The sequence below is a fragment of the Hamadaea sp. NPDC050747 genome (assembly GCF_040654195.1).
Lineage (GTDB): Bacteria > Actinomycetota > Actinomycetes > Mycobacteriales > Micromonosporaceae > Hamadaea.
In genome coordinates this window covers 141616-168470 of sequence record NZ_JBFAHM010000001.1, presented here as the reverse complement: position 1 = coordinate 168470, position 26855 = coordinate 141616, and the positions used below count along the sequence as shown (strand labels likewise).

The 26855-nt window shown below is 70.4% G+C and carries 29 protein-coding genes; 14 read left to right on the top strand and 15 right to left on the bottom strand.

What is annotated here, in order from left to right; all coding sequences use genetic code 11:
- The first annotated feature begins 158 nt into the window (after positions 1-158).
- Both AB0H43_RS00860 and AB0H43_RS00855 read left to right on the top strand, forming a co-directional pair.
- Complete coding sequence (locus tag AB0H43_RS00860) at positions 159-1202, top strand: DUF4192 domain-containing protein (RefSeq protein ID WP_359994437.1); 1044 nt, start codon at positions 159-161, stop codon at positions 1200-1202.
- 10 nt (positions 1203-1212) lie between these two features.
- Entirely contained in the window at positions 1213-2094 is an 882-nt protein-coding gene (locus tag AB0H43_RS00855; protein WP_359994434.1) for a fructosamine kinase family protein, read from the top strand.
- Here AB0H43_RS00855 and AB0H43_RS00850 read toward each other — a convergent pair.
- Complete coding sequence (locus AB0H43_RS00850; RefSeq protein ID WP_359994431.1) at positions 2049-2651, bottom strand: NTP transferase domain-containing protein; 603 nt, start codon at positions 2649-2651, stop codon at positions 2049-2051. The genes AB0H43_RS00855 and AB0H43_RS00850 overlap by 46 nt on opposite strands.
- A 133-nt stretch (positions 2652-2784) precedes the next feature.
- On the opposite strand from AB0H43_RS00850, the gene AB0H43_RS00845 reads away from it, so the two are divergent.
- Positions 2785-3804 carry a hypothetical protein gene (locus tag AB0H43_RS00845; protein ID WP_359994428.1) on the top strand — a complete coding sequence of 340 codons (1020 nt, stop codon included), beginning with the start codon at positions 2785-2787 and terminating at the stop codon, positions 3802-3804.
- A gap of 98 nt (positions 3805-3902) precedes the next feature.
- Here the strand turns inward: AB0H43_RS00845 and AB0H43_RS00840 are convergent, their stop codons facing one another.
- Complete coding sequence (locus AB0H43_RS00840) at positions 3903-4346, bottom strand: Lrp/AsnC family transcriptional regulator (protein ID WP_359994425.1); 444 nt, start codon at positions 4344-4346, stop codon at positions 3903-3905.
- A gap of 80 nt (positions 4347-4426) precedes the next feature.
- Here AB0H43_RS00840 and ddaH point away from each other — a divergent pair, with 80 nt between their 5' ends.
- Positions 4427-5212, top strand: coding sequence for a dimethylargininase (ddaH, locus tag AB0H43_RS00835; protein WP_359995702.1), 786 nt, complete (start codon positions 4427-4429; stop codon positions 5210-5212).
- A 64-nt stretch (positions 5213-5276) separates the two neighbouring features.
- Here ddaH and AB0H43_RS00830 read toward each other — a convergent pair whose 3' ends face one another.
- Positions 5277-6470: an ABC transporter substrate-binding protein gene (locus AB0H43_RS00830; RefSeq protein ID WP_359994423.1), complete on the bottom strand. Its 1194-nt coding sequence runs from the start codon at positions 6468-6470 to the stop codon at positions 5277-5279.
- Between the two features lie 188 nt (positions 6471-6658).
- On the opposite strand from AB0H43_RS00830, the gene AB0H43_RS00825 reads away from it, so the two are divergent.
- The 5 genes from AB0H43_RS00825 (at position 6659) to AB0H43_RS00805 (ending at position 10936) form a co-directional block, all read left to right on the top strand.
- Positions 6659-7240, top strand: a complete 582-nt coding sequence (locus AB0H43_RS00825; protein WP_359994420.1) for a bacterial proteasome activator family protein — start codon at positions 6659-6661, stop codon at positions 7238-7240.
- A 282-nt stretch (positions 7241-7522) separates the two neighbouring features.
- Positions 7523-8416, top strand: a complete 894-nt coding sequence (locus tag AB0H43_RS00820; protein WP_359994417.1) for an ABC transporter ATP-binding protein — start codon at positions 7523-7525, stop codon at positions 8414-8416.
- Position 8417: 1 nt separating this feature from the next.
- The gene (locus AB0H43_RS00815; protein ID WP_359994414.1) at positions 8418-9146 is read left to right on the top strand and encodes an ABC transporter permease; all 729 of its coding nucleotides are present in this window, start codon (positions 8418-8420) and stop codon (positions 9144-9146) included.
- Positions 9147-9152: 6 nt separating this feature from the next.
- The gene (locus tag AB0H43_RS00810) at positions 9153-10334 is read left to right on the top strand and encodes a sensor histidine kinase (RefSeq protein WP_359994411.1); all 1182 of its coding nucleotides are present in this window, start codon (positions 9153-9155) and stop codon (positions 10332-10334) included.
- Positions 10331-10936 carry a response regulator transcription factor gene (locus AB0H43_RS00805; protein WP_359994408.1) on the top strand — a complete coding sequence of 202 codons (606 nt, stop codon included), beginning with the start codon at positions 10331-10333 and terminating at the stop codon, positions 10934-10936. Before AB0H43_RS00810 ends, AB0H43_RS00805 begins: the two co-directional genes overlap by 4 nt.
- Before the next feature lie 3 nt (positions 10937-10939).
- Here AB0H43_RS00805 and AB0H43_RS00800 read toward each other — a convergent pair whose 3' ends face one another.
- From AB0H43_RS00800 to AB0H43_RS00785, 4 genes are all read right to left on the bottom strand, one after another.
- Positions 10940-11698, bottom strand: a complete 759-nt coding sequence (locus AB0H43_RS00800) for an HAD family hydrolase (protein ID WP_359995700.1) — start codon at positions 11696-11698, stop codon at positions 10940-10942.
- Between the two features lie 80 nt (positions 11699-11778).
- Positions 11779-13038 (bottom strand): serine--tRNA ligase, encoded by a 1260-nt coding sequence (gene serS / locus AB0H43_RS00795; RefSeq protein WP_359994405.1) that lies wholly within the window; start codon positions 13036-13038, stop codon positions 11779-11781.
- Complete coding sequence (locus AB0H43_RS00790) at positions 13031-13699, bottom strand: hypothetical protein (RefSeq protein ID WP_359994402.1); 669 nt, start codon at positions 13697-13699, stop codon at positions 13031-13033. Before AB0H43_RS00790 ends, serS begins: the two co-directional genes overlap by 8 nt.
- Before the next feature lie 64 nt (positions 13700-13763).
- Entirely contained in the window at positions 13764-14501 is a 738-nt protein-coding gene (locus AB0H43_RS00785) for an AIM24 family protein (RefSeq protein WP_359994399.1), read from the bottom strand.
- Between the two features lie 113 nt (positions 14502-14614).
- Here AB0H43_RS00785 and AB0H43_RS00780 point away from each other — a divergent pair, with 113 nt between their 5' ends.
- The gene (locus tag AB0H43_RS00780) at positions 14615-16159 is read left to right on the top strand and encodes a ricin-type beta-trefoil lectin domain protein (protein WP_359994396.1); all 1545 of its coding nucleotides are present in this window, start codon (positions 14615-14617) and stop codon (positions 16157-16159) included.
- A 26-nt stretch (positions 16160-16185) separates the two neighbouring features.
- Here the strand turns inward: AB0H43_RS00780 and AB0H43_RS00775 are convergent, their stop codons facing one another.
- From AB0H43_RS00775 to AB0H43_RS00750, 6 genes are all read right to left on the bottom strand, one after another.
- On the bottom strand, positions 16186-16539 hold the full coding sequence (locus AB0H43_RS00775) for a metallopeptidase family protein (RefSeq protein ID WP_359994393.1): 354 nt from the start codon (positions 16537-16539) through the stop codon (positions 16186-16188).
- Between the two features lie 4 nt (positions 16540-16543).
- Entirely contained in the window at positions 16544-17494 is a 951-nt protein-coding gene (pheA, locus tag AB0H43_RS00770) for a prephenate dehydratase (RefSeq protein WP_359994390.1), read from the bottom strand.
- A gap of 25 nt (positions 17495-17519) precedes the next feature.
- On the bottom strand, positions 17520-18005 hold the full coding sequence (locus AB0H43_RS00765; protein ID WP_359994387.1) for a hypothetical protein: 486 nt from the start codon (positions 18003-18005) through the stop codon (positions 17520-17522).
- 39 nt (positions 18006-18044) lie between these two features.
- Positions 18045-18536, bottom strand: coding sequence for an ACT domain-containing protein (locus tag AB0H43_RS00760; protein WP_359994384.1), 492 nt, complete (start codon positions 18534-18536; stop codon positions 18045-18047).
- Between the two features lie 91 nt (positions 18537-18627).
- Entirely contained in the window at positions 18628-19095 is a 468-nt protein-coding gene (locus AB0H43_RS00755; RefSeq protein ID WP_359994381.1) for a hypothetical protein, read from the bottom strand.
- 58 nt (positions 19096-19153) lie between these two features.
- Complete coding sequence (locus AB0H43_RS00750) at positions 19154-19840, bottom strand: hypothetical protein (protein WP_359994379.1); 687 nt, start codon at positions 19838-19840, stop codon at positions 19154-19156.
- Between the two features lie 181 nt (positions 19841-20021).
- On the opposite strand from AB0H43_RS00750, the gene AB0H43_RS00745 reads away from it, so the two are divergent.
- Positions 20022-21224 carry an arginine deiminase gene (locus AB0H43_RS00745; protein WP_359994376.1) on the top strand — a complete coding sequence of 401 codons (1203 nt, stop codon included), beginning with the start codon at positions 20022-20024 and terminating at the stop codon, positions 21222-21224.
- Between the two features lie 93 nt (positions 21225-21317).
- On the opposite strand, the gene AB0H43_RS00740 is transcribed toward AB0H43_RS00745, so the two are convergent.
- The gene (locus tag AB0H43_RS00740; protein ID WP_359994373.1) at positions 21318-22193 is read right to left on the bottom strand and encodes a DUF5926 family protein; all 876 of its coding nucleotides are present in this window, start codon (positions 22191-22193) and stop codon (positions 21318-21320) included.
- 156 nt (positions 22194-22349) lie between these two features.
- Positions 22350-23642 carry an acetyl-CoA C-acetyltransferase gene (locus AB0H43_RS00735; RefSeq protein WP_359994370.1) on the bottom strand — a complete coding sequence of 431 codons (1293 nt, stop codon included), beginning with the start codon at positions 23640-23642 and terminating at the stop codon, positions 22350-22352.
- Positions 23643-23701: 59 nt separating this feature from the next.
- On the opposite strand from AB0H43_RS00735, the gene AB0H43_RS00730 reads away from it, so the two are divergent.
- The 3 genes from AB0H43_RS00730 to AB0H43_RS00720 all read left to right on the top strand — a co-directional run bounded on the left by AB0H43_RS00730 (position 23702) and on the right by AB0H43_RS00720 (position 26835).
- Positions 23702-25000, top strand: a complete 1299-nt coding sequence (locus tag AB0H43_RS00730; RefSeq protein WP_359994367.1) for a 3-oxoacyl-ACP reductase — start codon at positions 23702-23704, stop codon at positions 24998-25000.
- On the top strand, positions 25000-25773 hold the full coding sequence (locus AB0H43_RS00725; RefSeq protein ID WP_359995697.1) for a MaoC/PaaZ C-terminal domain-containing protein: 774 nt from the start codon (positions 25000-25002) through the stop codon (positions 25771-25773). Before AB0H43_RS00730 ends, AB0H43_RS00725 begins: the two co-directional genes overlap by 1 nt.
- Before the next feature lie 105 nt (positions 25774-25878).
- Entirely contained in the window at positions 25879-26835 is a 957-nt protein-coding gene (locus AB0H43_RS00720) for a hypothetical protein (protein ID WP_359994364.1), read from the top strand.
- Positions 26836-26855 lie beyond the last annotated feature (20 nt).

Here is a 26855-nt window from a genome sequence, read left to right as displayed (position 1 = left end):
TAACGCGAGAGTGTGTCAGGACGACGCACCACCCTGGGCCGCGTCCGCCCAGTGGGCTTGGAACAGCGCAAACGGGCGCCTCCTGTGGATAACGCGGGTTATCCACAGCATGATCCACAACGCTCGACCCCGGCCGTGCCCGCCGAGATCCTGGGCGCATGACCCCGACGCTGACCCTGCGGAACCCCGCCGATCTGGCCGCTGCCGTCCCCTACCTGCTGGGCTTCCACCCGGCCGACAGCCTCGTGGTCGTCGGTCTCCGGGACGCCACCGTCGCCGTGGTCCAGCGCTGGGATCTGGACCCCGACGTGCGCGGGCTCGCCGCCGCGGTGGCGGAGGTGCTCGGGCGAGCGCCGGTCGAAGCGGTGCTGCTCGCGGCGTACGGGGAGGCGGAGGCGGTCGGTCCCGTGATCGAGCGGGTACGCGACCGGCTCCCCGTTCCGCTGCTGGCGGCGGTCCGCGTAACCGGGGACCGGTGCTTCTGCGCCTCCTGTGAGCAGTGCACTCCGCCGGACGGCTTCCCGTTCGACGCGGCGGCGAGCCCGGTTCCCGCGGAGGCCACCGTGGCCGGGCTGACCGCGCTGCCCGATCGGGACTCGTTGCGTGCTCAGGTCGCGCCGGTGACCGGCTCGGCCGCACGGGCGATGAGCCGGGCGGTCGACCTGGCCGGGCGGCGGCTGACCCGGCTGATCCAGCGCGCCTGGGACAACGGCGTCCGCGACGGCCTGCCCGCGGTCCGCGCGGCGGGCTTCCTCGCCGTGGACGCCGCGCTCGCGGCCGGACGCCGGGGCGTACGCCTGACCGATGAGCAGATCGCGTGGCTGACCCTGCTGCTGCACTCGCTGCCGGTCCGGGACCGGGCCTGGGAGAGCACTGATCACGAATCGTGGCAGATGAGCCTGTGGACCGATGTGACCCGGCGGGCCGAGCCGAGTCTCGTCGCTCCAGCGGCGACGCTGCTCGCCTTCGCGGCCTGGCGCGACGGCAACGGGCCGCTGGCCGGGGTCGCCCTGGATCGCGCGTTGGCGGCCGACGGGACCTACTCGCTGGCCACCCTCATCCGCGACGCGATGCTGCGGGGGCTACCCGGCTCGACCCTCGGCCGCTGGCCCAGCCAACGGGACCTGAGCGACCGGGACCTCGGCCAGCGCGACCGCACTGCCCGGCGCGGCCGGTTCACCGAATCGGACGCGGCGGCCTAACGTCTTCGGAGTGGACTTCGCCTTCCTGCGGGAGCATCCGCACCTCTTGCCGACGTTCCTGACGCACCAGCGGATCCGGGAGACGCCGGTCGGCGGCGGATCGATCAGCAGCGCCAGCCGGTTGACGCTCGACGACGGGACCTCGCTGTTCGCCAAGACCTGGCCGCATCCGGAGGGACCGCCGCCGGGGTTCTTCGAGGCCGAGGCGAGCGGGTTGACCTGGCTCCGGGCGGCGGGCGCGGTGCCGGTGCCCGAGGTGGTCGTCGCCCTCCCCGAGTTGATCGCCCTGGAGTGGGTCGAGCCCGGCGAGCCGACCGAGGCCGGCGCCGCCCGGTTCGGCCGGGAACTCGCCCGGCTACACGCGGCCGGAGCGGACTCGTTCGGCGCGCCCTGGCCGGGCTTCATCGGCTCACTGCCGATGGACAACACGCCCAGCGACGGCCCCTGGAGCGCCTGGTACGCCGCCCGCCGGCTCCTGCCGTACGCGGTGCTCTCCCAGGAGAGCGGCGCTCTGGAAACCGACGATCTGGCCCGCGTCGAGCGCCTGGCCGAGCGGCTCGGCGACTTCGACCCCGGCGAACCGCCCGCCCGGCTGCACGGGGATCTGTGGCCGGGCAACGTGCTGTGGGACGAGTCCGGCCGCGGCTGGCTCGTCGATCCGGCCGCGCACGGCGGGAACCGGCTGACCGACATCGCCTGCCTCGGACTGTTCGGCGGGGTGGCCTACCTCGGCGTCGTTCTGGAGGCGTACGAGGAGGAGTTTCCGCTGCCGAGCGGGTGGCGCGCCGTGCTGCCCTGCCACCGGCTCTTCCTCATGCTGGTGCACACCGCCCTGTTCGGCGGCGGCTACCGCTCGGCTGTGCTCGCCGAACTCGACGAACTCGGGTTCTGAGCGGCCAGCCGCCGGGCCAGGTCGAGGTCGGCCGGGGTGTCGCAGTCGAGGTACTCCGGGAGCCGCGCTTGCGCGGGGGGCACTTCCGCTGTGCGTACCGGATAGAGATCGCGGACCCGGGGCGACGTGGTCTCCAGCGCTGCTCGCAGCGCGCCCAAGCGCCAGCACGCGACGAGGTGCTGGCGGCGGCCCTCGGCGTCGAGCAGCACGGCGGCCTCCTGATCGCCCAGGGCGGTACGCAATGCGCGGACCGTGCCCGAGGTGAGGAAGGGCAGATCGGCGGCGAGGACGGCCACCGTCTGGACATCCTCCGGCACGAGCGCCACCCCGGCGCGGAGGGCGGGCACCGGACCAGCGCCGGGCGGATCCTCCACGGTGACCACGACGTCCGGCGGAACCTCGCCGACCCGGCCGACCACGACGCGGGGTCGGGCGTCGGGAACGGCGGCCAGGACGCGGGCGAGGAGAGCACTGCCCTCGACGGTGAGCAACGGCTTCGCCACACCGCCCAGCCGCCGGGCCGCTCCGCCGGCGAGCACAACGGCCGCAAATGTCATGTGCCCAACAGTAGGCGCCGGGGAGGCTCTCGGCCGAGCCGCCAGAAATGCGTTCTGTCGGCCTACCAACCATGCGATGCCGCAAACGATATCGGCGTGGGTAGGGTTGCGGGGACTGGATCGGAGGCCCGTCATGACCGAGTTCCATCTGCTGGACGAACCCACCACGTCCGACCTGGCCGCGAAGGTGACCCAGGCGTGGCGGGACTTCGCCGGCGCACTGGCGGACGCCCTGCCCACGCTGCCGCCGAAGTCGGAACTCTTCCTGACGGTCGACCCGACCGCCTACGGGACCGGCGACGTCGTCTACTCGGTCGGGGTGACCGTCGGCGAGGACAACCTCCTGTCGGCGATGGCGGTCGGCAACGGCCTCCTGCCGTCGGGCTACAAGCTCGACCGGAGCGCGGTCGCGGCGATGATCGAGCTGGGCTGGTCGCCGCCCGGCGTCATCCCGGGCTCCCGCGAACACTTCGGCCAGACCGCCACGTCCGACCTCGCGCCGCAGCTGGCCGTGACGCTGACCCGGACGCTGCGGGACGTCTACGGCGCCCCGCACCCGGCCTTCGTCGTCTACGGCGCGCGGGACGAGGAAGAGGAGTCGATCACGCTCACCGGCCTGGGCACCGCCCGGCCCGAGTCCTCGCTCGCCCTGTCGGAGGCCGACCTCGACCTGGCCGACGGTGAAGACGGCGACGAGGACGGCCTCGACCTCGCCGAACGCGTGCGTACCGTGGTCGCGGCGCTGCTCAAGACCACCCCGGAGGAGCTGACCGTCGACCAGGACGGCGACATCGGCATCCGGGCGGGCTCCGCCATGGTCTTCGTGAAGGTCCGGGACAACCCGCCGCTGATTGACGTCTTCTCGCCGCTGCTCACCGAGGTCGAGCCGAACGAGCAGCTGTTCGTCCGGCTCTCCGACCTGACCAACCGGATGCCCATCGGCCGGCTCTACTGCACGAACGGGACCGTCTGGGCATCGGTGCCGGTGATGGGCCGCCGCTTCCAGGCCACCCACCTCGTGCTGGCGATCCAGGTCATGACCGGGCTCGCCGACGAACTCGACGACCGGCTGCAGGGCGAGTTCGGGGGCAAGCGGTTCTACAGCGAAGGCGACAAGCCCGCGCTCCCCGAGCGCACCGGCATGTACCTGTAGCGCCCCCCGCTTGCCTCCTCGCAGGAGGTGATCATTGCGTCAGCCATGCTGCTTCGCTCGGCAAAATGCCCGAATTTACGACGTGGTAGGCGCGATGATCATGGAACTGGGTTCTCGACGAGCCGGGACAGCACGATCATGCTGTGCGTACTGGTGACGAAGGGCTCGGCGCGCAACCGTTCGAGGGCCTGCTCCAGGTGAGCGATGTCGGCCGCGCGCAGATGCACGAGCGCGTCGGCCCGCCCGGAGATCGTGTACGCCCCGACGACCTCAGGATGCCGCCGAGCCGCCACGGCGATCTGCGCCGGCGTCGTCCGGCCGGTGCAGAAGAGCTCGACGAACGCCTCGGTCGTCCACCCCACCGCGGCCGGGTCGACCACCGCGGTGAAGCCCTTGATGACCCCGGCCGAGCGCAGCCGATCCACCCGTCGTTTCACCGCCGGGGCGGACAAGGACACGATCGCGCCGATCTCCGCGTACGAGGCGCGGGCGTCTGACACGAGCGACGCAATGATTCGCTTGTCGACCTCGTCAAGCTGCAACGTTTCGCCTCTCAGACGCATGAATAACGGCTGTTCGCGTCCCCAAGCCCTCCTTACTGTAGGTGAGCGTGATCTACCTGATGAGCCCGCCCGAGCACTTCGCCGTGGCGTACGAGATCAACCCGTGGATGCGGGCCGACCAGCCGGTCGATCGTGACCGTGCGGTGCGGCAATGGGAGTCCCTGCGTACTGCTCTGCTCGACCTCGGCCATCAGGTGCACGTGCTGCCGGCCGTCGCCGGGCTGCCCGACATGGTCTTCGCGGCCAACGGTGCGTTCAGCGTCGACGGGATCGTCTACGGCGCGCGGTTCAAGTACGCCGAGCGCGCCGCCGAGGCCGACGCCCACCGGGCCTTCTACGAGTCCGCCGGTGGCTGGAAGTTCGTGCCGCCAACCCAGGTCAACGAGGGTGAGGGCGACTTCGCGTACCTGCCGGGGCGAGGCCTGATCCTCGCCGGGCACGGCTTCCGCACGGAGACCGCCGCGCACGCGGAGGCCCAGGAGGTGCTCGGCCGCCCGGTGGTCTCCCTGCGGCTGGTCGACGAGCGGTTCTACCACTTGGACACCGCGCTGGCGGTCCTCGACGACCAGCGGATCACCTACTACCCGGGCGCCTTCTCGGTCAGCTCCCAGCGGGTTCTGGCGCAGCTCTTCCCGGACGCCGTGCTCGCCGATGAGGCTGACGCCCTCGCCTTCGGCCTCAACCTGGTCAGCGACGGACGCAACGTCCTCGTCAACACCGAGGCGACGGCGTACGCCGCCAAGCTGGCCGCCGCCGGCTACCGCCCGGTGCAGGTCGACCTGAGCGAGCTGAAGAAGGGCGGCGGCAGCGTGAAGTGCTGCGTCGCCGAACTGCGCCCGGCCTGATCGATCCGCCTGAGCAGTCCGGCCCCGAGCAGTCCCGCCCGAGCAGTTCCGCCTGGCGACCTGGTCAGCCCAGCGTCGCCAGGCTCCGGACGGTCACGTTCGCCAGCTTCGGGCCGTCCTTCATCACCCGGCGCAGATACCACTTCTGCAACGGCGTACGCGTCTGGTTGAAGGCGATCGTGCCCCGGGGACTGGTGATCTGGCCCAACCCGCCCAGCTTCGCGTTGATCAGGTCGCGCGACGGCTGGGCGTCGCCACATGCGCGGATCGCCTTGTCGAGCGCCTGCGCGGCGTCCCACCCGGCGACGGCGTACGCCGAGGGGGTCCGGCGGACGGTCCCGCGGAAGCGGGACGCGAAGAGCTGGTTGCTCGCGTTCGAGAGATCGGCCGAGTAGTTCATCGCCGTGTAGATGCCCGTCGCCGTCTTCTCACCGAGGCTGCTGATCGCGCTGTCCAACGCCGAGCCCTCCGTGAGATCGCCCGGGGCGTACAACTCGGCTTTGACCCCGGCCGCACGCAGCGCCTTGATGAAATTGAACGCGGTCGCCCCCGTCAGCGCGCAGAACACCGCGTCCGGGTCCAGGCCTTCGATGGCCGCCGCGATCGAGCCGACGCTCTGCGTGCTGGTCTTGAAGACGCGGTCCTTGGCGATCGCCTTGGCGTAGCCCTCGTGGAAGCCGGTGACGGCGTCGGTGCTGACAAGGTCGGCGGAGCCGACGACGGCGACGCTCGCCCCGGTCGCCTGCAGGTAGCGGCCGAGCGCGACGCCCGGCTCCTTGCCCACATAGGACGAACTCCAGATCCACAGTACGCTCTGCAGCGAGGCCGGGTTCTGGTGCGCGCTGATCAGCGGAATGTGCGCGTTTTCCACGGTGTCGCGGATCGCGAGCAGCGTCTCCGGCTGCGCCACCCCGGCGATCGCGGAGACACCCTGCTTGATGAGGTTCTCGACGGCGGCCTTGCTGTCGGCGGGCTTGTCCCGCTCCTCCGCCTGCACGATCGAGATGTCGTAGGTGCCGAACGGCTGGTTGAGATCGGTGTAGAGCTTGAACCCGTCGTAGATGTCGGAGCCGATCGCCTTCAGCTCGTCGGTCTGCGGGATCAGCAGTCCGATCGAGACCGTCCCGGTGGGGCCGCTCGCCGAACCGGCGCTGTCGCAGGCGCTCATCGCGCTCGCGGTCAGCCCGCCGAGCGCCAGGCCGCCGAGGGCTCGCAGGGCGCTGCGCCGTGGGACTAGCGGATTGCCGATCTCACTCACATGTCCTCCAAGCGGTGCCCCCCAAGGACCCGGCGAGCAAAGTCCACTTCGGCGTTCTACCGGTCAAATGCCACTAGGTCAATGCTTGATCATTGAACTGTTATCGAGAGGGGCTCGATACGCCCCCGGACGACGCGTCCGGCGATGTGATAGGCATGAGGGGTCGGGTGGCGGAGCGCGGAGGATTCATGGCTGAGGAACGGGCAGAAGACCGTAACGACGACCGGGCGACGGTCGTCGTCGTCGGGCCGGACGGGCGTCCGGTGGGCACGGTCGAGGTGCCTCAGGGCGAGGGTCAGCCGGCCGAGGAGGATCCGGCGCGCCTGGTGGAGCAGCCCGCGAAGGTGATGCGCATCGGCAGCATGATCAAGCAGCTGCTCGAGGAGGTCCGGGCGGCGCCGCTCGACGAGGCGGGCCGGCACCGGCTCAAGGAGATCCACCGGCGGTCGATCGTCGAGCTGGAGGACGGGCTCGCCCCGGAACTGCGCGACGAACTGGAGCGGCTCTCGCTGCCGTTCGAGGGGGACGCGACGCCGAGCGAGGCGGAGCTCCGGATCGCCCAGGCGCAGCTGGTCGGCTGGCTGGAAGGGCTCTTCCACGGCATCCAGGCGGCGCTGGTCGCCCAGCAGATGGCCGCCCGCATGCAACTGGAGCAGATGCGTGGCGGGCAGCAGCAGATGCGGGCGCTGCCGCCGGGCCTCACGCTCACGCCGGGCACCGGCCAGCAGCCGCCCACGGGCGACGCCCGGGGCACCGGCCAGTACCTGTAAGCGCTGTCGGCCCGCCCCGCCGCGGGGCGCTGGCACGGCCGTGAAGGCGGAACCCCGTAGGCACTGGATCACGGATCTCGGTCGAATCATGCGCCAAGATTCGACCGAGAATCCTGATCTGCCGCTAACGGCGGCGGCGGCGCTAACCACGGCGGCGGCGCGACAGCGCGCTTAAAGTGCGGCGCTGTCGGGCGGGCGACAAAATCGGTAGGACAATTGTCCTGTCGAACTCGGGATCGCCGGATCTGAAAGCGAAGCCGCCCGCCGCCTACCGTCGATCCCATGACGGACGCACTGAAACTGACCGGGGTCACGAAGGACTTCGGCTCGGTGCGGGCGGTCGACGGCATTGATCTGTCGATCGCCCCTGGGGAGACGGTGGCCCTGCTCGGCCCGAACGGCGCGGGCAAGTCCACCACGATCAACATGCTGCTCGGCCTGATCGAGCCGAGCGCCGGCACGGTCGAGGTGTTCGGGACCAACCCGCACAAGGCCGTCCGCGCCGGACGGATCGGCGCGATGCTGCAGGACGCGGGTTTCGTGCCGAACGCGACCGTGCGGGAGCTGATCGAACTCGCCCGCTCGATCTACCCGAAGCCGCTGCCCACCGGGCAGATCCTGCAGACGGCCGACCTCACCGACATCGCCAACCGGCGGCTGGACAAGCTGTCCGGCGGCCAGGCGCAGCGCGCCCGGTTCGCCTTCGCCCTCGCGGGCAACCCCGATCTGCTGGTGCTCGACGAGCCGACCTCGGCCATGGACGTGGCCAGCCGCCAGGCGTTCTGGGCGACCATGCGGTCGTACGCCGAAGGGGGCCGGACAGTGCTGTTCGCGACCCACTATCTGGCCGAGGCCGATGACTTCGCCGATCGCGTGATCGTGGTCTCCGGCGGCCGGATCATCGCCGACGGCAGCGGCGCGCAGATCAAGAAGGCCGTCTCCGGGCGTACGGTGAGCTTCGATCTCGAAGGGGCCGGGACGGCCGGGCTGGATCGGCTCCCCGGGGTGACCGCCGTCGACATCCGAGGCGATCGCGCCCTGCTGCGCAGCGACGACTCCGACGCCACCGTGCGCGCCCTGGTGACCAGCGGCCGCGCCTTCGGCAACCTCGAAGTGGCCGGTGCCGGCCTCGAAGAAGCCTTCCTCGCCCTCACCAGCGCCGCCTCGGAGGTCTGAGATGCTTGCGTACCTGAAGTTCGAGCTGCGCCGGATGTACCGCGAACCGCGGTTGATCATCCTGACCGTGGCCATGCCGGTGATCCTGTTCCTCGCCCTGGGCGGCTCGATCAAGGGCAACACGCCGGAGGACACGAAGGACATCCTCGCCTATCTGATGGTCGCGTGGGCGGCGTACGGGGCGTTGCTGGGCACCTTCTCCAGCGGTGTCGGGGTCTCCCACGAGCGCACCGCCGGGTGGCTGCGGCAGCTCCGCATCACGCCCCTGCCGCCCGCGGTCGTGGTGGTCACGAAGGCGATCGCCTGCTCCCTGGTGGCGATCCCGGCGGTGCTGGTGGTGAGCCTGATCGGGATGGCCCGGGACGTCGACTTCGGCGGCGGTCAGCTGGCCCTGCTGGTGCTCTTCATGTGGCTGGGCAGCGTTCCGTTCGCCCTGGTCGGCCTGGCCGTCGGCTTCGTCCTGCCGCCGAACCTGGCCCAGCCGGCCAGCTTCCTGGTGAGCTTCGGGCTGGCCTTCGCCGGTGGGATCTTCATCAGCACCGACGACATGCCGAAGCTGATGCGCCAGATCGTCGAGTGGTCGCCGAGCTACCGATTCACTCAGGCCGGGGTGTCGGTCCTCCAGCAGGACGCCCAGTCGGGCGCGGGCTGGGCGATCATCGCCGGATGGGCCGTCGTGTTCGCCGCGCTCGCGGCGCTGGCCTATCGACGCTCGGCAGCGGCAAAATAAACCGCGATGAAGATCTTCGCGCCGTTCATGTCGGCTGAGGAAAGGGCCCGGCTCAGCGATCCGATCACCCCGAAGGAGCTGCGCAAGCGGCGAATGATCGGCGGGGTGTGGGCGCTGGTCTGGTCCTTTCCGATCCTCAGCCTCGCGGACGACGTCCTGCGAGCCACGGACACCCCGTGGCTCGCCTTCGTGCTGTTCGCGGCGTATGTCGCCCTGTATCTCTACGTGGTCATGCGGGGGTTCGGCAGCCGGCTGCCGTTCCCGCCGCTCCGCGACCAGGCAGCGCTCTGGGCCTTCACGGTGCTCGGGATCATCCTCGCCGTGTTCTACACGCGGGAGGCGGCCGGCGGCGCGCTGATCCTCATCCTCTATGTGGCGGTGGCCGGGGTCTCGCTCTACCCGCCGCCGACGGCGTACTTCTGGGTCGGGGGCAGTTCGCTCCTCCTCGGTGGGATGGGTCTGCTCGCCGGGGACAAGCTGGGCGACGTCGCGTCGCTCGTCCTCAACGTGCTGCTCGCGACGGCGATGGTGCTGGTGGTCCGGAACATGATCCGGCTGATCCGTGAACTCGACCGGACGCGGACCGAACTCGCGAGGTCGGCGGTCGAGCAGGAGCGTCTGCGCTTCGCCCGCGACCTCCACGACCTGCTCGGTCACTCGCTGTCGCTCATCGTGGTCAAGTCCGAAGTGGTCCGGCGGCTCGCCGAACGGGACCCGGCCGCGGCCGCCAAGGAGGCCGCGGAGATCGAGCAGGTCGGGCGCCAGGCCCTGGCCGAGGTCCGCGAGGCGGTCACCGGTTACCGCGAACGCCCGCTCTCCGACGAGCTGCACGGGGCCCGCGAGGCGCTCACGGACGCCGGCATCGAGACGACCATCCGGCTCGCCGTCCGCACCGACGAGTTGCCGTCCGCTGTGGATCAGGCTTTCGCCTGGGTGGTACGCGAGGCGGCCACCAACGTCATCCGCCACAGCGGTGCGCGTACCTGTCGGATGCTGCTGGACCGCAGCGCGGCCGCATGGTCGCTGACGGTACGCGACGACGGACGGGGCGGCGGTTCGGCCGTGAGCGAGGGCAACGGCCTGCGAGGGTTGCGTGAGCGTCTGACGGCGCTGGACGGAACGCTGACCGTGGGCGCGCCCGGGTTCACCTTGCGCGCGGACGTGCCGCGAGAAGGGAGTGCGGGGTGATCCGCGTGCTGCTGGCCGAGGACCAGGGGATGATGCGCGGCGCGCTGGCGCTGCTCCTCGGGCTGGAGGAGGACATCGAGGTCGTGGCGCAGGTCGACCGGGGTGACCTGGTCGTGTCGGCGGCACGGGAGCACCGGCCTGACGTCGCCCTGCTGGACATCGAGATGCCTGGCCGGACCGGTCTCGACGCGGCCGCCGACCTGCGGACCGAGGTGCCCGACTGCAAGGTCGTCATTCTCACGACCTTCGGACGGCCCGGCTACCTTCGGCGCGCCATGGACGCCGGCGCCCGAGGCTTCCTCGTCAAGGACGGGCCGGTCGAGGAGCTCGCGTCGTCGATCCGCAAAGTGCTGGCCGGGCAGACCGTCGTCGACCCGGCGCTGGCCACCGCGGCCCTGGCGGCCGGGCCGAATCCGCTCACCGACCGGGAACGCGACGTCCTGTCGGCGGCGGTCGACGGGGCGACGATCGCGGAGATCGCGACGCGGCTGCACCTGTCGGAGAGCACCGTTCGCAACTACCTCTCCGCCGCCATCGGCAAGACCGGTACGCGTAACCGGATGGAAGCGGTGCAGGCGGCCCGAGCGCAGGGCTGGCTGTAGTCCTTACGGGAAAAGGCGTTCGAGGTACTCGGCGACCCCGTCGGCATCGTTGGCGGCCGTCACCTCGTCGGCCATCCCGAGCAGGATCGGATGGCCGTTGGCGACCGCCACCCGATGACCTGCCCAGGCGAAGCTGGCCACGTCGTTGAGCTGGTCGCCGAAGACGAGGACGTCGGCCGGGTCGATGCCGAGCAGTTCGGTCACGACGGTGAGCCCGGTCGCCTTGTCCACGCCGTGCGGGTGGATCTCCACGAACCCCGGCCACGCCTGGATGATCTCGACGTCACGGTGCCGCGCCTCCTGCGTCAGGCGCGCCCCCAGCTCCGGAGCGACCTGGAGGAAGCCCTTGATGATCGAGGCGGCGAACATCTCGTCCCGCGTACGCAGCTCGATCGGGTCGGGGTAGGGCCACTGCTCCCATTCGCTCCACAGTGGCGCGTTTTCGGCGTCGAGCGCCTCGACGGTCAGCTGCAACGGGCCGAACTCCGCCTCCAGCTGCGGCATCAACTCGGCCAGCACGCGGCCGGAGAAGCGCAGATCCCGCAGTACGCGGGGCTCCTCCCCGGTGAGGTCGAGCACCCGTCCGCCGCCGCCGAGGACGAAGTAGTCCGCGCTCGGCAGGTCGCCCCGGGACATGCCGGTCAGCCGCGGCCCCCGACCGGTCGCGCCGACGATGGGAATCCCGGCATCGCGTACGCGGTCGAAGGCGGCGTCAGTCCGGGCGGAGACTGTGCCGTCGGTCCGGACGATCGTGCCGTCCAGATCGGTGACGACGAGCTTCGGCCGCTTCGCCTGGGGAGCGAAGTCCGGCCCGGCGAGGCGGGCCGGACGACTCGGAACGGTCACTTGATCGGTTCGAGCAGGTCGCGTCCGCCGAGGAAGGGCTGCAACGCCTTCGGCACCCGGACCGACCCGTCGGGCTGCTGGTGGTTCTCCAGCAGCGGCACGAGCATCCGGGTGGTGGCCAGCGTGCCGTTCAGGGTCGCGACCGTCTGCGACTTGCCGTCCGCGTCGCGGTAGCGGATGTTGAGCCGCCGCGCCTGGAAGGTCGTGCAGTTCGAGGTGCTCGTGACCTCGCGGTAGCGGCCCTGGCTCGGCAGCCACGCCTCGCAGTCGTACTTGCGGGCCGCGCTCGAACCGAGGTCGCCGGCGGCGGTGTCGATCACCCGGTAGGGCAGCTCCAGCTTGCCGAGCAGCTCCTCCTCCCAGGCCAGCAGGCGCTTGTGCTCCGCCTGCGCCTCCTCGGGGGCGCAGAACACGAACATCTCGGCCTTGTTGAACTGGTGCACGCGGATGATGCCCCGAGTGTCCTTGCCGTAAGACCCCGCCTCCCGGCGGAAGCAGGTCGACCAGGCGACGTAGCGTCGCGGTCCGTCGATGTCCAGGATCTCGTCCTTGTGGTACGCCGCCAGCGGCACCTCGCTCGTGCCGACGAGGTAGAGGTCGTCGGCCGGGAGGTGGTAGACCTCCGTGGCGTGGGCGCCGAGGTAGCCGGTGCCCTCCATCGACTCCGGCTTCACCAGCACGGGCGGCACCATCGGGATGAAGCCGTTCTCCACCGCCTGCTGGATGCCGAGCTGGAGCAGGGCGTTCTCGAGGAGAGCGCCGATCCCGGTCAGGTAGTAGAAGCGAGCGCCCGAGACCTTCGCCCCGCGCGGAGTGTCGATCGCGCCGAGCAGCTCGCCGAGCGCGAGGTGATCCCTCGGGTCGGCGATGTCGGGCTTGACCCCGACCTCCTTGAGCACGACGTAGTCGTCCTCGCCGCCGGGCGGGGTGTCCGGCTCGACCAGGTTCGCCACGGCGAGCTGAGCCTGGCGCAGCTCCTCCTCGGCCTCCCCGGCCGCCGACTCGGCCGCCTTGACCTCCGCGGCGAGCTGCTTCGTGCGCTCCAGCAGGGCGGTCTTCTCGTCGCCCTGCGCATGCCGGATCGAGTTGCCCAAGGTCTTCTGCTCGGCCCGCAGCGCCTCGAAGCGCTGCACGGCGGACCTGCGCGCCTCATCCGCACTCAGCAGGCGCTCGACGGACGACTCGCTCTCGCCGCGGGCGCGCTGGCTGGCTCGGAAGAGGTCCGGGTCGTCCCGGAGCAGGCGCAGATCAATCATGCGACAAGCCTACCGAGCGCCGTTGATCTGTCTCACCTCGGTTTCGGTGCGCCGATCGGTCAGCGTACGGGGTCACGGTGAGGTCGGCGACGGCGTCCACGTCGTCGTCGTAGATCGGCTCGTCCAGGAGCATCCGGCGACGGCGGGCGGCGAGACTCAGCACCATGGCCAGCGTGGCCGCGACGGGCGCGGCCAGGGCCAGGTAGAGGCCCACCTCCAGCTGACTGGTCGCACTGGCGGGCGCGCCGATGATGTAGGTCGCCACGATCTGCCGCCCGCCGAGCGCGATCAACGAGACGAGCAGGACCAGCAGCATCGTGCTCAGACCCGCTCCGGCCAGCATCAGCGGCCGCCGCTGCCGCCGGCGTCCGAGGATCGCGGTCGCGGTGATCGCGCCGAGGCCCATCATCCCGACCAGGTACGCGTAGCCGACCCCGGTGTTCGTGGCATACGTGACGATGTCGGTGTTGTTGATGGACGCGTACTCGGCTGCGGTCACCAGACGGGTCGTCTGCCAGGGATACATCAGCGAGCCGAAGAAGCACGCCACACTCAACGCGGCCAGCAGCGGCGCCACGAGCGGCGGCAGGGTGAACTGCGGCGCACGGAACCGAGACGCGGCCGAGGCGGGCGAGCCGAACTCCAAGACGTCTTCCGACATCAGGTCATTCTGACGCGGAACGGCCCGCCGCGCTGTCCGCTCGGCGGGCCGAACAAGGGGGCGCTCAGTTGCCGAGCAGGCCGCCCAGCATGCCGCCGCCACCGGCCTGCTGGCCGGAGCCGTGGCCCGCCATGCCCTGCGGCGGCTCCTCGGACGGCTGGACGACGACGAATCCCTGGCCGGTGAAGCTCATCGTGAAGGCCTCGCCGGTGCTCCGGCCGATCAGGGTGCCGAGTCCGAGCTGGTCGGCCCGGTGGTAGCCGGTCTGCAGGCTGGCCGACCAGCAGATGGCGGCCTGGGGGTCGGCGTAGGTGGGCGCGTCGACGGTGAGGACGACGGGCGTGCCCGCGGTGGTGATCGCGATCCGGCCCTTGCCGCTGAACACGCAGTTGAACAGGCCGGCCGAGGAGAGCATGCCCATGCCCTGAACCATCTTGATGTCGTAGTTCAGGGTCGGCTCGAAGGCGAGCACGTTGGCGCCGTTGATGGACAGCGCGTCACCGTGGTCCAGGTCGATCAGGTGGATGTCGGCGGCGCGGTCGGCGAGGAACAGGTCGCCCCGGCCGGTCACCTTCATCAGCGGTACGCCTTCGCCGGTGATCGCCTTCTTGATCCACTTGCCGACGCCGCCCGAGCCGAGCGCCTGGAACTGCATCTGACCCTGGTACGCGACCATGGCGCCGGTCCGAGCCATGACCTCGCCGTTCAGCTCGACCTTCAGCATCTTCGAGTTCTGGAGGCGCAGCCCGGGCTCGGTGGACTCCTTCTCCAGGTTCTCCGCGGAAAACAGCGCACTGCGCATGGGGGTGCTCCTTGGCGGGATTACGAGGGTGTGGAAAAGCAGCCTACGACGCCCCCGCAAGTGTCGGCCGCCGCCTTTAGGATCGGAACGCTCGCACTCATGGGGGAGGAAACATGCGGCTCAGGGCCGGCGTGCTCGCGGTGGCTTTGTTCTTCGGCGTGCTGGTCCCGGCGGGTCCGGCGCAGGCGGTCGCCGCGACCGGATTCGTCTATCGCAACGGATCGACGTTGATGCTGGATGGGCTGCCCTATCAGTTCGTCGGCTTCAACGCATACGGAATGGCCGGCTGCGCCACCGGTGCGGCCTGGACGGCCGGCCAGATGGACGCCTACTTCGCCGGCCTGCCGCCGCTGAGCCTGACCCGAGTGTGGGCCTTCGCCCCCTCGCTGTCGCCGGTGACGACCACCGCGCTCGACCTGATCATCGCCAAGGCGGCGGCGCATCGACAGAAGGTGATCTTCTCGCTGGCCGACGGGCCCAGCAACTGTGAGAAGGACGGTGCCAACAACCCGGCCGTCAATGACAGCGGCAAGACCCGCGCCTGGTACCAGACCGGTTATCAGACGGTCTACCTGCCGTGGGTCGCCCAGGTCGCGCAGCGCTACAGCACGTCGCCCGCCGTCGGCATGTGGGAGATCATGAACGAGCCGGGTCACCGCACATCCATCGCGTCGGCGGACAAGCCGGCGTTTCTGACCGAGATGCGGTCGTTCTTCGACACCGTGGCGGCTGCCATCAAGAACGCCGACCCCAACCACCTGGTCGAGAGCGGGACGCTAGCCGAGTACACGAACGGCACGACGGACTACGCGTACGTGCACGGTGGGCCCAATGTGGACGTCGGCAGCCTGCACGAGTACGACTACGACTACGACGGCAACAGTGACGGCGTGCTCGACCGGGCGATCGTCTCGCCGCACCTGTCGCCTACGCGTACGGCGATGCAGAGCATCAACAAGCCGCTCATCATCGGCGAGAGCGGTGTCAAGGCGGGCGCCGGCACCTGCTCGGCCACGAACTACAGCACCGGCGCGGTGATCACCTACACCACGGACGTCGCGACGCGTGCGGGCGCGATCCTGCAGAAGTTCGACAGCTACCTCACGCAATCGGGTGTGTCCGGCGTCCTCGTCTGGAATCGCAGCCTGGCCGATCCGACCGGCTGCGGGCTGGCGGTCGGGCCGAGCGATCCGGCGATCGCGGCGATCACCGGTTACCTGCCGCCGGGCAGCTGGTCCGCGGCGCCCACGGGCCAGGTGCGCATCCAGGCCCGCAACAGCGGGAAGTGCCTGGACGTCTCCGGGCACAGCCTGGCCGACGGTGCGGCGCTTCAGCAGTACACCTGCTGGACGGGGTCGAACCAGAAGTTCACCTTCGCCGCCGCGAACGCGTACTACTACCGCGTCCAGGGCGTGGAGAGCGGGAAGTGCCTGGACGCGCAGACGGCGGCGGAGAACACGCAAGTCGTCCAGTGGACCTGCGGATCGGGCGGCAGTCAGTCGTTCCGGCTCGTGCCGACCGGTGACGGCTACCTCCGCCTGGTCGAGGCGGCGACGGCACGATGTCTGACGATCGCGGGCGCGAGCACCGCCGACGCCGCTCGGCTCGTGCTGAGCGACTGCACCGACCTCACGCATCAGCAGTTCAGCTTCGTCTGAGACGCGTACGGCGGTTCGGCTGCGGCTCAGTCCCAGCCGAGTTCGTGCAGGCGTTCGTCGGAGATGCCGAAATGGTGGGCCAGCTCGTGGACCACCGTCACGGCGACTTCCTCGACGACGTGGTCCTCGTCCTCGCACATCCGCAGGGTCGGACCGCGGAAGATCAGGATGCGGTCCGGCAGCACGCCCGAGTAGTCCCAGCCCCGGTCGGTCAGGGCATGGCCCTCGTAGAGGCCGAGCAGGTCGCCCTCGCCGGGCGGCGGTTCGTCCTGAACCAGGATCACCACGTTGTCCAGCAGGCGCAGCAGCTCCTGCGGCACCTCGTCGAGGGCCTCGCCGACCAGCTCCTCGAAGCGTTCGCGCGACATCTCGACGGGCATGGCCTCACGCGCCGTCGGTACGCAGCCGGGCCAGCCAGGCGGCGGAGTCGGCGTAATCGGGGTCGGCCAAGCCGGCGGGCGGCGGCACCGGCCGGTCCACCGTGCCGGGCGGCACTGCGCGCGGGTAGCTGCCGAGGAAACGTACGGCGGCGCAGATCCGGCGCAGCCCTTGCAGCGCCTCGCCGACTCGGGCGTCGGCCACGTGACCCGTGCAGTCCAGGAAAAAGGCGTACCGGCCGAGGGCCTCGCCGGTGGGGCGGGACTCGATCCGGATGAGGTTCACCCCGCGAACGGCCAGTTCCGTGAGCACCGCGAGCAGTGCGCCCACCCGGTCGTGGGCGATGAAGACCGCCAGCGACGTGATGTCGTCGCCGGTCGGCGCGGGCGGCGGGGCCGGCCGGGAGAGCAGCACGAACCGGGTGACCGCGTCGGGATGGTCGGCGATCTTGTCGGCGAGCAGGGCCAGCCGGAATCGGCCGACCGCGATCGGCGCGCAGATCGCCGCGTCCACTGTCCCCGCCGCGGCGTCCTGGGCGGCAGCGCCGTTCGAGAGCACGTCGATGACGGTGGCGTCGGGCAGGTGCGCCCGCAGCCAGGCCCGGCACTGGGCGCTCGCCTGCGGATGAGCGGCCACCGACCTCACCTGGTCCAGGGTCATGCCGGGGCGGGCCGCCAGCACGAACTCGACCGGAATCACCACCTCGCGGGTGATCACCAGAGGATCGCCGACGCCCAGCTCGTCGAGGGTCACCCCGACCTGGCCGCCGACGGAGTTCTCCATGGGCACCAGGGCGGCGTCCGCTTCGCCGTGCCGCACTGCGTCCAGCGCCTCCGGGACGCTGCGCGACGGCGTACGCGTGCCACGCCCGGCCGCCGGGATGGTCAGCAGCGCCTGCTCGGTGAAGGTGCTCTCCGGGCCGAGATAGACGAATCGGGTCGGTGGTACGCCTGGCATGATCCCACCTTACGGCGCGGACGGCTCAGCTACAGCGGGCGGCGGCCAGCAGCCCGGCGGGGGCCTGCGTGCGTACCGTGATCGTGCAGACGTCCGATCCGGCGGTGACGATCTGGAGCGCGGCCGGCGCACCTTTCGTGACGACGACCAGCGCGTCCTTCCCCGGAGCCTGGACGATGGTGTACTGCCAGGCTCCGGAGCAGAGCGGGCCCGTGGTCACCGAGACCGTCCCGGTCTTAGGCAGGAGCCTCGTCTTCGCCCGGACGGTCGCCACCACCTGGTCGCCGCTCGGATTGCCGAGGCAGGCCACGTAGTAGCTCTCGGAGAAGGTCGGCGCCGTGCTCGGCGTCGCCGAGGCCTGCGGCAGCGGTGGCCGAGTCGTCTCCACGACGACCGAGGGGCTAGGCACCGGTACGCCCTGTTCCCGCAGATCAGGCGGCTTTCCGCAGCCCGCCGCGAGCAGAACGGCGGTGGCCGCGGTGGCGAGGACGAGGGGGCGGATCCGAGGCACCGGGGAAGTCCTCTCGGGGTCGGCGTACGCCTGGGGGCTTCAGGCCGCCTTGATCCTATGTCCCGCGCCGGTCAATGCGGCAAGAGCGGCGTTGAGGCGTACCGCCGGGACGAGGACGTAATCGGTGTCGAAGGTGGAGAACGCGAAGATGTTCACCCGGGCCTGGGCCAGCGGCGTGGCGATCGACGCGAGGATCCCGGTCAGGGTCAGCGCCATCGGCCCGTTCACCTCGAAGCAGCGCCAGCCGGTCTCGACGACCGCCCCGGCCGGTACGCGATCCGCCCGGCAGATGACGGAGGTCTCGGTCGGAGTCCACGTCAAGGAGACGACCCCGGAGTCGGCGGCGCCACCAGCGGCCGACCGGGCTCGCGCACCGGGCCGCGAAGCCGACGGCAGCAGCTCGACGGGGAACGGCGCGCCGGCCGGGAGGCGGCAGACCGCGTACACGTCGGCGAGGAGGGTCAGATCGACGCCCACCGGTGCGCCGTGCGGCCTAGCCCCGGTGGGCTGCTCGCCGCCCAGCGTCTCCATGCCACGCAATCTACGTCCCCGGGGGCCTGAAGCGCTGCGACGATCACCACAAGTGCGATCGATCTCGCACGGTGTGCCCGGTAGGCGGGGCTCAGATCTCGCAGAAGAAGGTCAGCGAACCCACGGCGACGCCGTCGGCGTGCAACGGCGTGGCGATCGCGTCGAGCGTCCGGGTCTGGGACTCCTCGCCGCGCGGCGCGGCGGGCACGGCGTTGGTGCGGACGCGAATGAGCCCCCGGGCCAGTCGGCCGGAGGCGACCGCCAGCAGGGGCGGGATGAGTTCACGCTCGGGCTCGGGCAGCTCGGCGCCGTTCGCGGTGAAGTCGATGAGGTGCAGCGAGTCCGGCAGGCGCTCGCCGACCCAGGGATGCCGCAGGCCGAGCAGATTCGCGCAGGACGGCGTCGTCGCGACGATGGTCGCCGAGGCGTCGATGATCAGCGCTGGTTCGGCCGATTCCACCACCGCCGTCACCCAGCGGCTCAGCTCTTCGGGGACGGTGACCGGAGGACGCCAGTCGGGCGTGACGCTGGTCGACAGCGACAGTTCGACATGCGTCACACGTGTCTCCCTTCGCCGCGGCGGAATACCCGCACGGTACTCCGGTGTGGCGAGCTTGTCACTCGTCGTGTCTGCCGGTGGAGAACCACTGGTAACCGTTCGCCGGCTCGTTGATCCAGGTCCACGGGTTGCGAGCCACGTCGGAGAGCTTCTGCGCGGTCAGCGCGGAGATGCGCTCGCCGCCGCCGAGCAACGCTCGGTGCAACTCGCGGTAGGTCGTGATGACGCAGTCCTTGGGCAGACCGTAGACGGTGACGACGCCGCGGCCGAGCAGTGCGAGGACCGCCACGACCGGGATGGTGTGCCCGACCGCCTGCGAGATGGCCTTGCTGGCCCGCTTGGCGTCCTTGCGTGCGGCCGGGATGTACGCCGGTCGCCGTCCCTTGATCTGGACGACGTCCCCCGCGACGAGGACGCGCTTCGATCCGATGTCGACAACGGTGACCGAGAAGACGCCACCTGGGCCGAAGGCGAGGAAACCGCCATGAGTGTCGGCCGCCCGCCCCGGCGCCGAGGCGGTCTGTGCGCTCGTGGTCGCCACGGAATGCGGCCACTCCACGAACTGCCACGCCGGGCCGAGTTGGTTGAGGTGGTTCGCCACACGAGTGCCGGCTGCCTCCTGCCGAATCCGGGCCTTCTCCTCACGCTGGCGGCGGACCCGGTCGAGCGGGCCCTCCTTCAGCGCGTCCAGGGCAGGAATCTTCGGCGTCGACAGAGGAATCGGGCGGACGGGGAATGTGGTCATGGTGGGCCTCCGGCGTTCCGCGGCACTCATTGAGTTGTATCCGTCACAATACGTGACTGATCCCGACGCGCGACAGGGGTCCGAGGCGGAATGACATCTCATTCACGAGGCGTGAATATAGCGACATCCCGATTTTTACGGAAAACGCCGGGCGACGGGATTCCGACCTACTCTGGCACACGTGGATGGTGTGCGCTATGTGGACAGCGAGGTCGGGCGGCTACACACGGTGCTGCTCCATCGGCCCGGTCCGGAGCTGGCCCGGCTGACCCCGCGAAACAACGACACGCTGCTCTTCGACGGCATTCCGTGGGTCGGCCGCGCCCAGGAGGAACACGACGCGTTCGCCGCCCGGCTGCGGGAACACGACGTCGAGGTCCTCTACCTCACCGATCTGCTCACCGACGTGCTCGGCATCGAAGCCGCGCGGGCCGAACTCGTCGACGCCGTCCTGGCCGACGTTCGGCTCGGCGACTCACTGCGGCGGCGCGTACGCGATCATCTGGGGTACCTCGACCCGCCGAGCCTCGCGCGCGTCCTCACCGCCGGTCTGGCGCATGAGGAACTCACGTCCGGCGCCGGACTGGTCTACCGGACGATGGACCGGCTCGACTTCGTCGTGGATCCCCTGCCGAACCTGCTGTTCACGCGGGACTCCTCGGTGTGGATCCGGGATCGGGTGGCGGTCACCTCACTGGCGATGAACGCCCGCCGCCGGGAGACCAGCATCACGCACGCCGTCTACGAGCACCATCCCCGCTTCGCCGGGGTGGCGACGGCGTACGACCCGTGGCTGGAACCGTTGGAAGGCGGGGACGTCCTGCTCCTCGCGCCCGGTGTGGTCGCGGTCGGCGTCGGCGAGCGTACGACGCCGGCAGGGGCGGAACGACTGGCCCGGGCCTTGTTCGCCCAACCCGATCCGTTGGCGCACACCGTGCTGGCGGTGCCGATCGCGCAGACGCGGGCCACCATGCACCTCGACACGGTGTGCACGATGGTCGACATCGACACCGTCCTCATGTATCCGAACATCGCCGACGATCTGGTCGCGTACACGCTGACCCCGGGTGACACCGAGCCCGCCGTGAGCGGGCCGGATCCGTTCCTCCGCGCGGCGGCCAAAGCCATGGGGATGGACCGGCTGCGGATGCTCCACACCGGACTCGACTCGGTCACGGCGGAACGGGAGCAGTGGGACGACGGCAACAACACGCTGGCGATCGCACCGCGGCTGTGTGTGGCCTACGAGCGCAACGTCGAGACCAACGCTCAACTGGAACGGGCCGGTATCGAGGTGATCCGGATCCCCGGCTCGGAGCTGGGCTCCGGCCGGGGCGGTCCGAGATGCATGTCGTGCCCGATCTCGCGGCAACCCCTCAGTTGATCAGTCTCTCGCGGAGTCGATCAGGGCCGCGGGGACGCGACACACCGGTCGATCACGACCACTAGTTCATGATCGCGCGGAAAAAGGGCGAGGTTAGCGGAGGGTGAGCTGGCGGCCGATCAGGCCCTGCTTGGCCTTGCGTGCCTCGGGCGTGAGCTCCTTGCCGAGGGCGGCCTCGAAGCGCGTGGCGAACGCGGCGAGCGCGTCCTCCCAGTCCGTCGCCTCGCTGTCGACCGGCAGGTCCCACACCGGGACGAGACGGCCGTGCGCGCGGAACATCCCGGCGAACCGGGTCTGCTCCCCGAGTACGAGTTCCCCGGCGGCGCCGAGCGTGGCGAGCGCGTCGAGCGCCTCGCTCTCGGCGTACGGAAGAACCCAGCGGATATGGGACTTCTCCCCCATGCGCGTCCAGTACGCCGCCTTCACCGCCGCCATCTTCGTGGTCGGCGCGATCGCCTGGTTGGCCGACTCGAGCGAGGCCGCCACTCCGGGGTCGTCGTCCTGCCCCTCGTCCAGCCAGAAGCCGAACGTCTCGTGCATGGTGATGTCGAGCGGGCCGTCCACGAGGAGGTCGCCGAGGCGCTCACCCTGGCCCGGCAGCGCCGGTACGGCGACCGATTGACCGGGCGAGGTCTCCAGCGCGTTCAGCAGGGCCACCGCCAGGTCGCGGTTGGGGTCGCCGGACTGGACGTGCCGTTGGAGGCCGAGCAGGATGCGGCCGTCCGCCTTGACCATCGCCGGCCACGCCATCGGCAGGATGGTGGCCAGCGTGATGTCGCGGTCGCCGTACTTCTCGGTCAGGTCGGCGTTCAGTTTCAGCGGCGCGGTGGCGGCCGGGACCAGCTCGCGCAGGGCGATCCACTCCGGCTCGTCGGTCAGACCGGCGAACGGCACCGCCACGAAGACGTCGCGGACCTTGGCTTTCTTGGGCGCGGCGGACTTGGCCGCGACACGGGCTCGCTTGCTCACTCGCGAAGCCTAGCCGAGCAGGTCATGATCATTGCGCCAGCCATGTCGCTACACCGGACATTTCGCGAGCGGAAACAGCATGGCTGGCGCAATGATCACGCCATGCGGCGCAATGAGCGCGCGGCGAGACGGCGCGGCGGTGGGTACGCGAGGGGGTCAGCGTTCGAGGATGGCGACGACGCCCTGGCCCCCGGCGGCGCAGATGGAGATCAGCCCGCGTCCGCTGCCACGCGTGGCGAGCGACTTGGCGAGGGTCGCCACGATCCGGCCACCGGTCGCCGCGAACGGGTGACCCGCCGCCAGCGAGCTGCCGCGTACGTTGAGCTTCGTCCGGTCGATCGGGCCGAGCGCCTTCTCCAGGCCCAGCTTCTCCCGGCAGAACTCTTCGGACTCCCAGGCGGCCAGCGTCGCCAGCACCTGCGAGGCGAACGCCTCGTGAATCTCGTAGAAGTCGAAGTCCTGCAAGGTCAGCCCGTTGCGGGCGAGCAGTTCGGGTACGGCGTACACGGGCGCGGTGAGCAGGCCCTCCGGGTGCGGATTGCGCGGCGTGAAGTCCACGGCGGCGGTCTGTGCGTCGACGAAGTACGCCTGCACGGGCAGGTGATGCGCCTCGGCCCACTCATCTGTGCCGAGCAGCACCAAGGCTGCGCCGTCCGTCAACGGCGTCGAGTTGCCCGCGGTCATCGTGGGGTTCTCGCCGCGTACGCCGAAGACCGGCTTCAACCTCGCCAGCTTGTCGAGCGTGCCGTCGCCGCGCAGGTTCTGATCCCGCGACAGGCCCAGATACGGGGTGATCAGGTCGTCGAGGAACCCCTCGTCGTACGCCGCGGCGAGGTTGCGGTGCGAGTCGAGGGCGAGCTCGTCCTGCGCCTCCCGGGTGATGCCCCACTTGAGTGCGGTGAGCGCCGCGTGCTCGCCCATCGACATCCCCGTACGCGGTTCGGCGTTGCGCGGGATCTCCGGCTGGAACGGCTGCAACGGCCGCAGTTTCAGCGCGGCCTGCATCCGGCCGCCGAGCGTACGGGCCTGGCTCAGTTCGAGCAGCGCCTTCCGGAAGCTCTCGTTCAGGGCCAGCGGCGCGTCGCTCGTCGTGTCGACGCCGCCGCCGATGCCCGAGTCGATCTGGCCCAGCGCGATCTTGTTGGCCAGGTAGATCACGCTCTGCAGACCGGTTCCGCAGGCCTGCTGGAGGTCGACGGCCGGCGTACGCCCGTCGAGGGTCGAGCCGAGGACCACCTCACGGGTGAGGTTGAAGTCCCGGCTGTGCTTGAGGACCGCACCGGCGGCGACCTCGCCGATCCGCTCACCGGCCAGCCCGAACCGGGCGACCAGGCCGTCCAGCGCCGCGCCGAGCATGTCGGAGTTCGACGCCTTCGCGTAGCGGCCGTTGGAGCGGGCGAACGGAATCCGATTCCCGCCCAGGACGCCGACCCGTCGTACGTTTCTCATGGCGTATAACTTACTCGCGAGTAAGATCGGTGGGTATACCAATGGGTACAGTCAACCTTATGTCGGACCGTTACGCGTCGTTCGCACGCAGCGCCGGTGGCAGTGTCCTGGTCAAGCGACTCGGCCTGCCCAACCCGCCCAGTCTCCGCCGCTACGACGCGGACCACCCGCTCGCCGGGCCGGTGCGGGTCGCGGGGGAGGGCCGGTTCGCCTCGGGCGTCGAGGGCTGGTACCCCGCCCCGACCGACGGCGCGAAACTGGGTGGCCTCGTCCTGGACGCCACGACCCTCGCCACCGTCGAGGACCTGCGCGATCTCTACGACACCGTCCACCCGATCGCGCGTGGCTTCGCCTCCGCCGGTCGCGTGATCGTCCTGGCCGCGCTGCCCGCCGAGGCCCCGTCGGTCGAGGCCGCCGCGGTGCGCCAGGCCGTCGAGGGCTTCACCCGCAGCCTCGCCAAGGAGGTGGGTCGCGGCACCACCGTTCAACTGGTACGCACAGCGGAGTCCACGGATGCGGAAGCCCTGCGCTCCACGCTGGACTTCTTCCTCTCCGGCCGATCGGCCTACGTGGACGGTCAGGTGGTGACCGTGGGCGCCCCGGTGGGGCCGTTGTCGCAGGACACCCTGGCGGGCAAGGTCGCCTTGGTGACCGGGGCGGCGCGGGGGATCGGGGCGGACATCGCCCGGGTGCTCGCCCGCAACGGCGCCCACGTGGTCTGTCTCGACGTTCCGAGCGCAGGTGACTCCCTCGCCGCTGTCGCCAACTCGCTCGGTGGTACGGCGTACCAGTCGGATCTGGCGGTGGAGAACGCGGCCGCGCGCCTCGTCGACCACCTGAAGGACCGCCATGGCCGAGTCGACGTGGTCGTGCACAACGCGGGCATCACGCGGGACAAGACGCTGGCCAACATGCGCCCGGACCAGTGGGACCAGGTCTTGGCGGTGAACCTCGCCGCACCGGTACGCGTGACCGAGGCGCTGCTGGCGGCCGACCTGATTCCGGCGGGCGGCCGGATCGTCGGCGTGTCCTCGGTAGTGGGTCTGTCGGGCAACCGCGGCCAGACGAACTACGCGACCTCGAAGGCGGGCGTCGCCGGCTGGGTACGCGCGCTGGCCCCGACGCTGGCCGAGCGCGGCATCACGGTGAACGCGGTCGCGCCGGGCTTCATCGAGACCGCCATGACCGCCCACCTGCCGCTGGTGGTACGCGAAGGCGGCCGCCGCATGAACTCGCTGGCCCAGGCCGGCCTGCCGATCGACGTCGCCGAGACCATCGGCTACTTCGCCGAACCCGGCTCGGCCGGAGTCACCGGCAACGTGCTGCGGGTCTGCGGCCAGCAGATGCTGGGGGCGTGATGCTGCTCCGTGCGGCTGCCACGTTGATCCCCCGGCCCCGGCCGGCGGTCCTGCCGTCCACCGTGGTGGAGTTCTCCGCCACCGCGTCGGTCACCGCGGTGGCCGCCTATAACGCGGTGTGCGGATTCCCGCTGCGCTCCACGATGCCCGCGACATACCCGCACATCATGGCGTTCGGGCCGACCATGCGCCTGATGTCGGGCGGCGACTTCCCGTTTCCGGTGGTCGGATTGGTGCACATAGCCAACTCGTACGTCGTGCACGGACCGCTGCCGTTGGGCGCTTCGCTCGACTTCTCGGTCGTTGCGCGCGATCTCCGGGCTCATCGGCGGGGGCGGCAGTTCGACGTCGTCACCACCGCATCCCTCGACGGTTCCGTCGTCTGGGAGGAGACGTCGACCTACCTGCGGCGGGGGAAGACCACTGCGGAGGTCGCCGCCGACGCGGACGACGCTTCGCTGGACGGGCCGCCTTCGGCGGTCCTCCGGTTCGCCGCTGACGCGGGACGGCGGTACGCCGCCGTCTCCGGCGACTACAACCCCATCCACACTTCGCGGCTGGGCGCGCGCGCCTTCGGCTTCGCGCGCCCCATCGCACATGGGATGTACACGCTTGCGCGTGTCCTTGCCGCTACGCGGGTTTCCGCTGACGCGGCTACGGCTCGCTTCCGCTCGCCTATCCTGCTCGGCCGGTCGGCCGAGCTGCGCGCCACCTCGGCTGCCGCCGAGGTCCGCTCAGGAGAGCGGGTGCACGTATTCGTCGAGTTGGCATGATCAGGGTCATTTCCCTGTCGCCATAGCAGCATGGAAATGACCCTGATCATGGAACTCATCCACAGGGGCTACCCAGCACCGCTGCGCCACCTTTGAATTATCTCCGTGGATGTCTTAGCGAAACTGCTGGTGCTTCAGGAGAAGATCGCCACCGACGCGCAGCTGGCCGAGGTCGGCGTCACGCCCGGAATGCTCCGGTGGAAGCTGAAACGCGGGGACTGGCAGCGCGTACTGCCCCGGGTCGTGGCCGCCTTCTCCGGTGCGCTCACCCGGCGGCAGCAGTTCATCGCGGCCGGCCTCTACGCCGGCGCTCGGGCGCAGATCGCCGGGCTGAGCGCGCTGGAGATCCACGGCTTCCGGTATCTCCCTCGCGAGTCGGCAATCGACGTGCTGGTCCCGCATGAGCGGCGGCTGCGGCGCGTACCACGAGTGCGGTTGCACCGCACGGATCGCCTCGACCCCACGGAATGGCCCTACGCGGGATGCGTACGCGTCTGCTCACCCGCCCGTGCCGTCGTGGACGCGATGCGTACAGGTCATGACTCCCGGACGATCCGTGGCGTGGTCACTGAAGGAATCCAGCGGGCGATCACCACGATCCCCGACCTGCGACGCGAGCTGGAGTTCGCCCGGCGCAACGGGACCGCCGTCCTCCGCGCGGTCGTCGACGAAGTGGCCGACGGCGTGCGGTCGGCGCCGGAGGCGGACTTGCGACGGCTGACGAAACAGAGCCTGATCCTGCCGGCGATCAGCTGGAATCCGCAGCTGATGGACGCCGCCGGCGACGACTTGCCGACGCCCGACGGCTACCTGGAGGAAGCCGCGCTGGCGGTGGAGGTGGACTCGCGGGAGTTCCACTTCTCGACGGACGGCTGGGAGGCCACGCTGCGACACCACAATCTGCTGGCCGCGGCGGGAATCCTGGTGCTGCACTTCACGCCGAAGCAGATTCGGGAGGCGCCCCACTCGGTGCTGGCCGAGATCGAGCGAGCCTTCATCGTTCGATTGGCGGCGCGCGCAGGGGCTCACTGCAAGATCAGGGTCATTTCCACGTTGTCATAGCGACATGGAAATGACCCTGA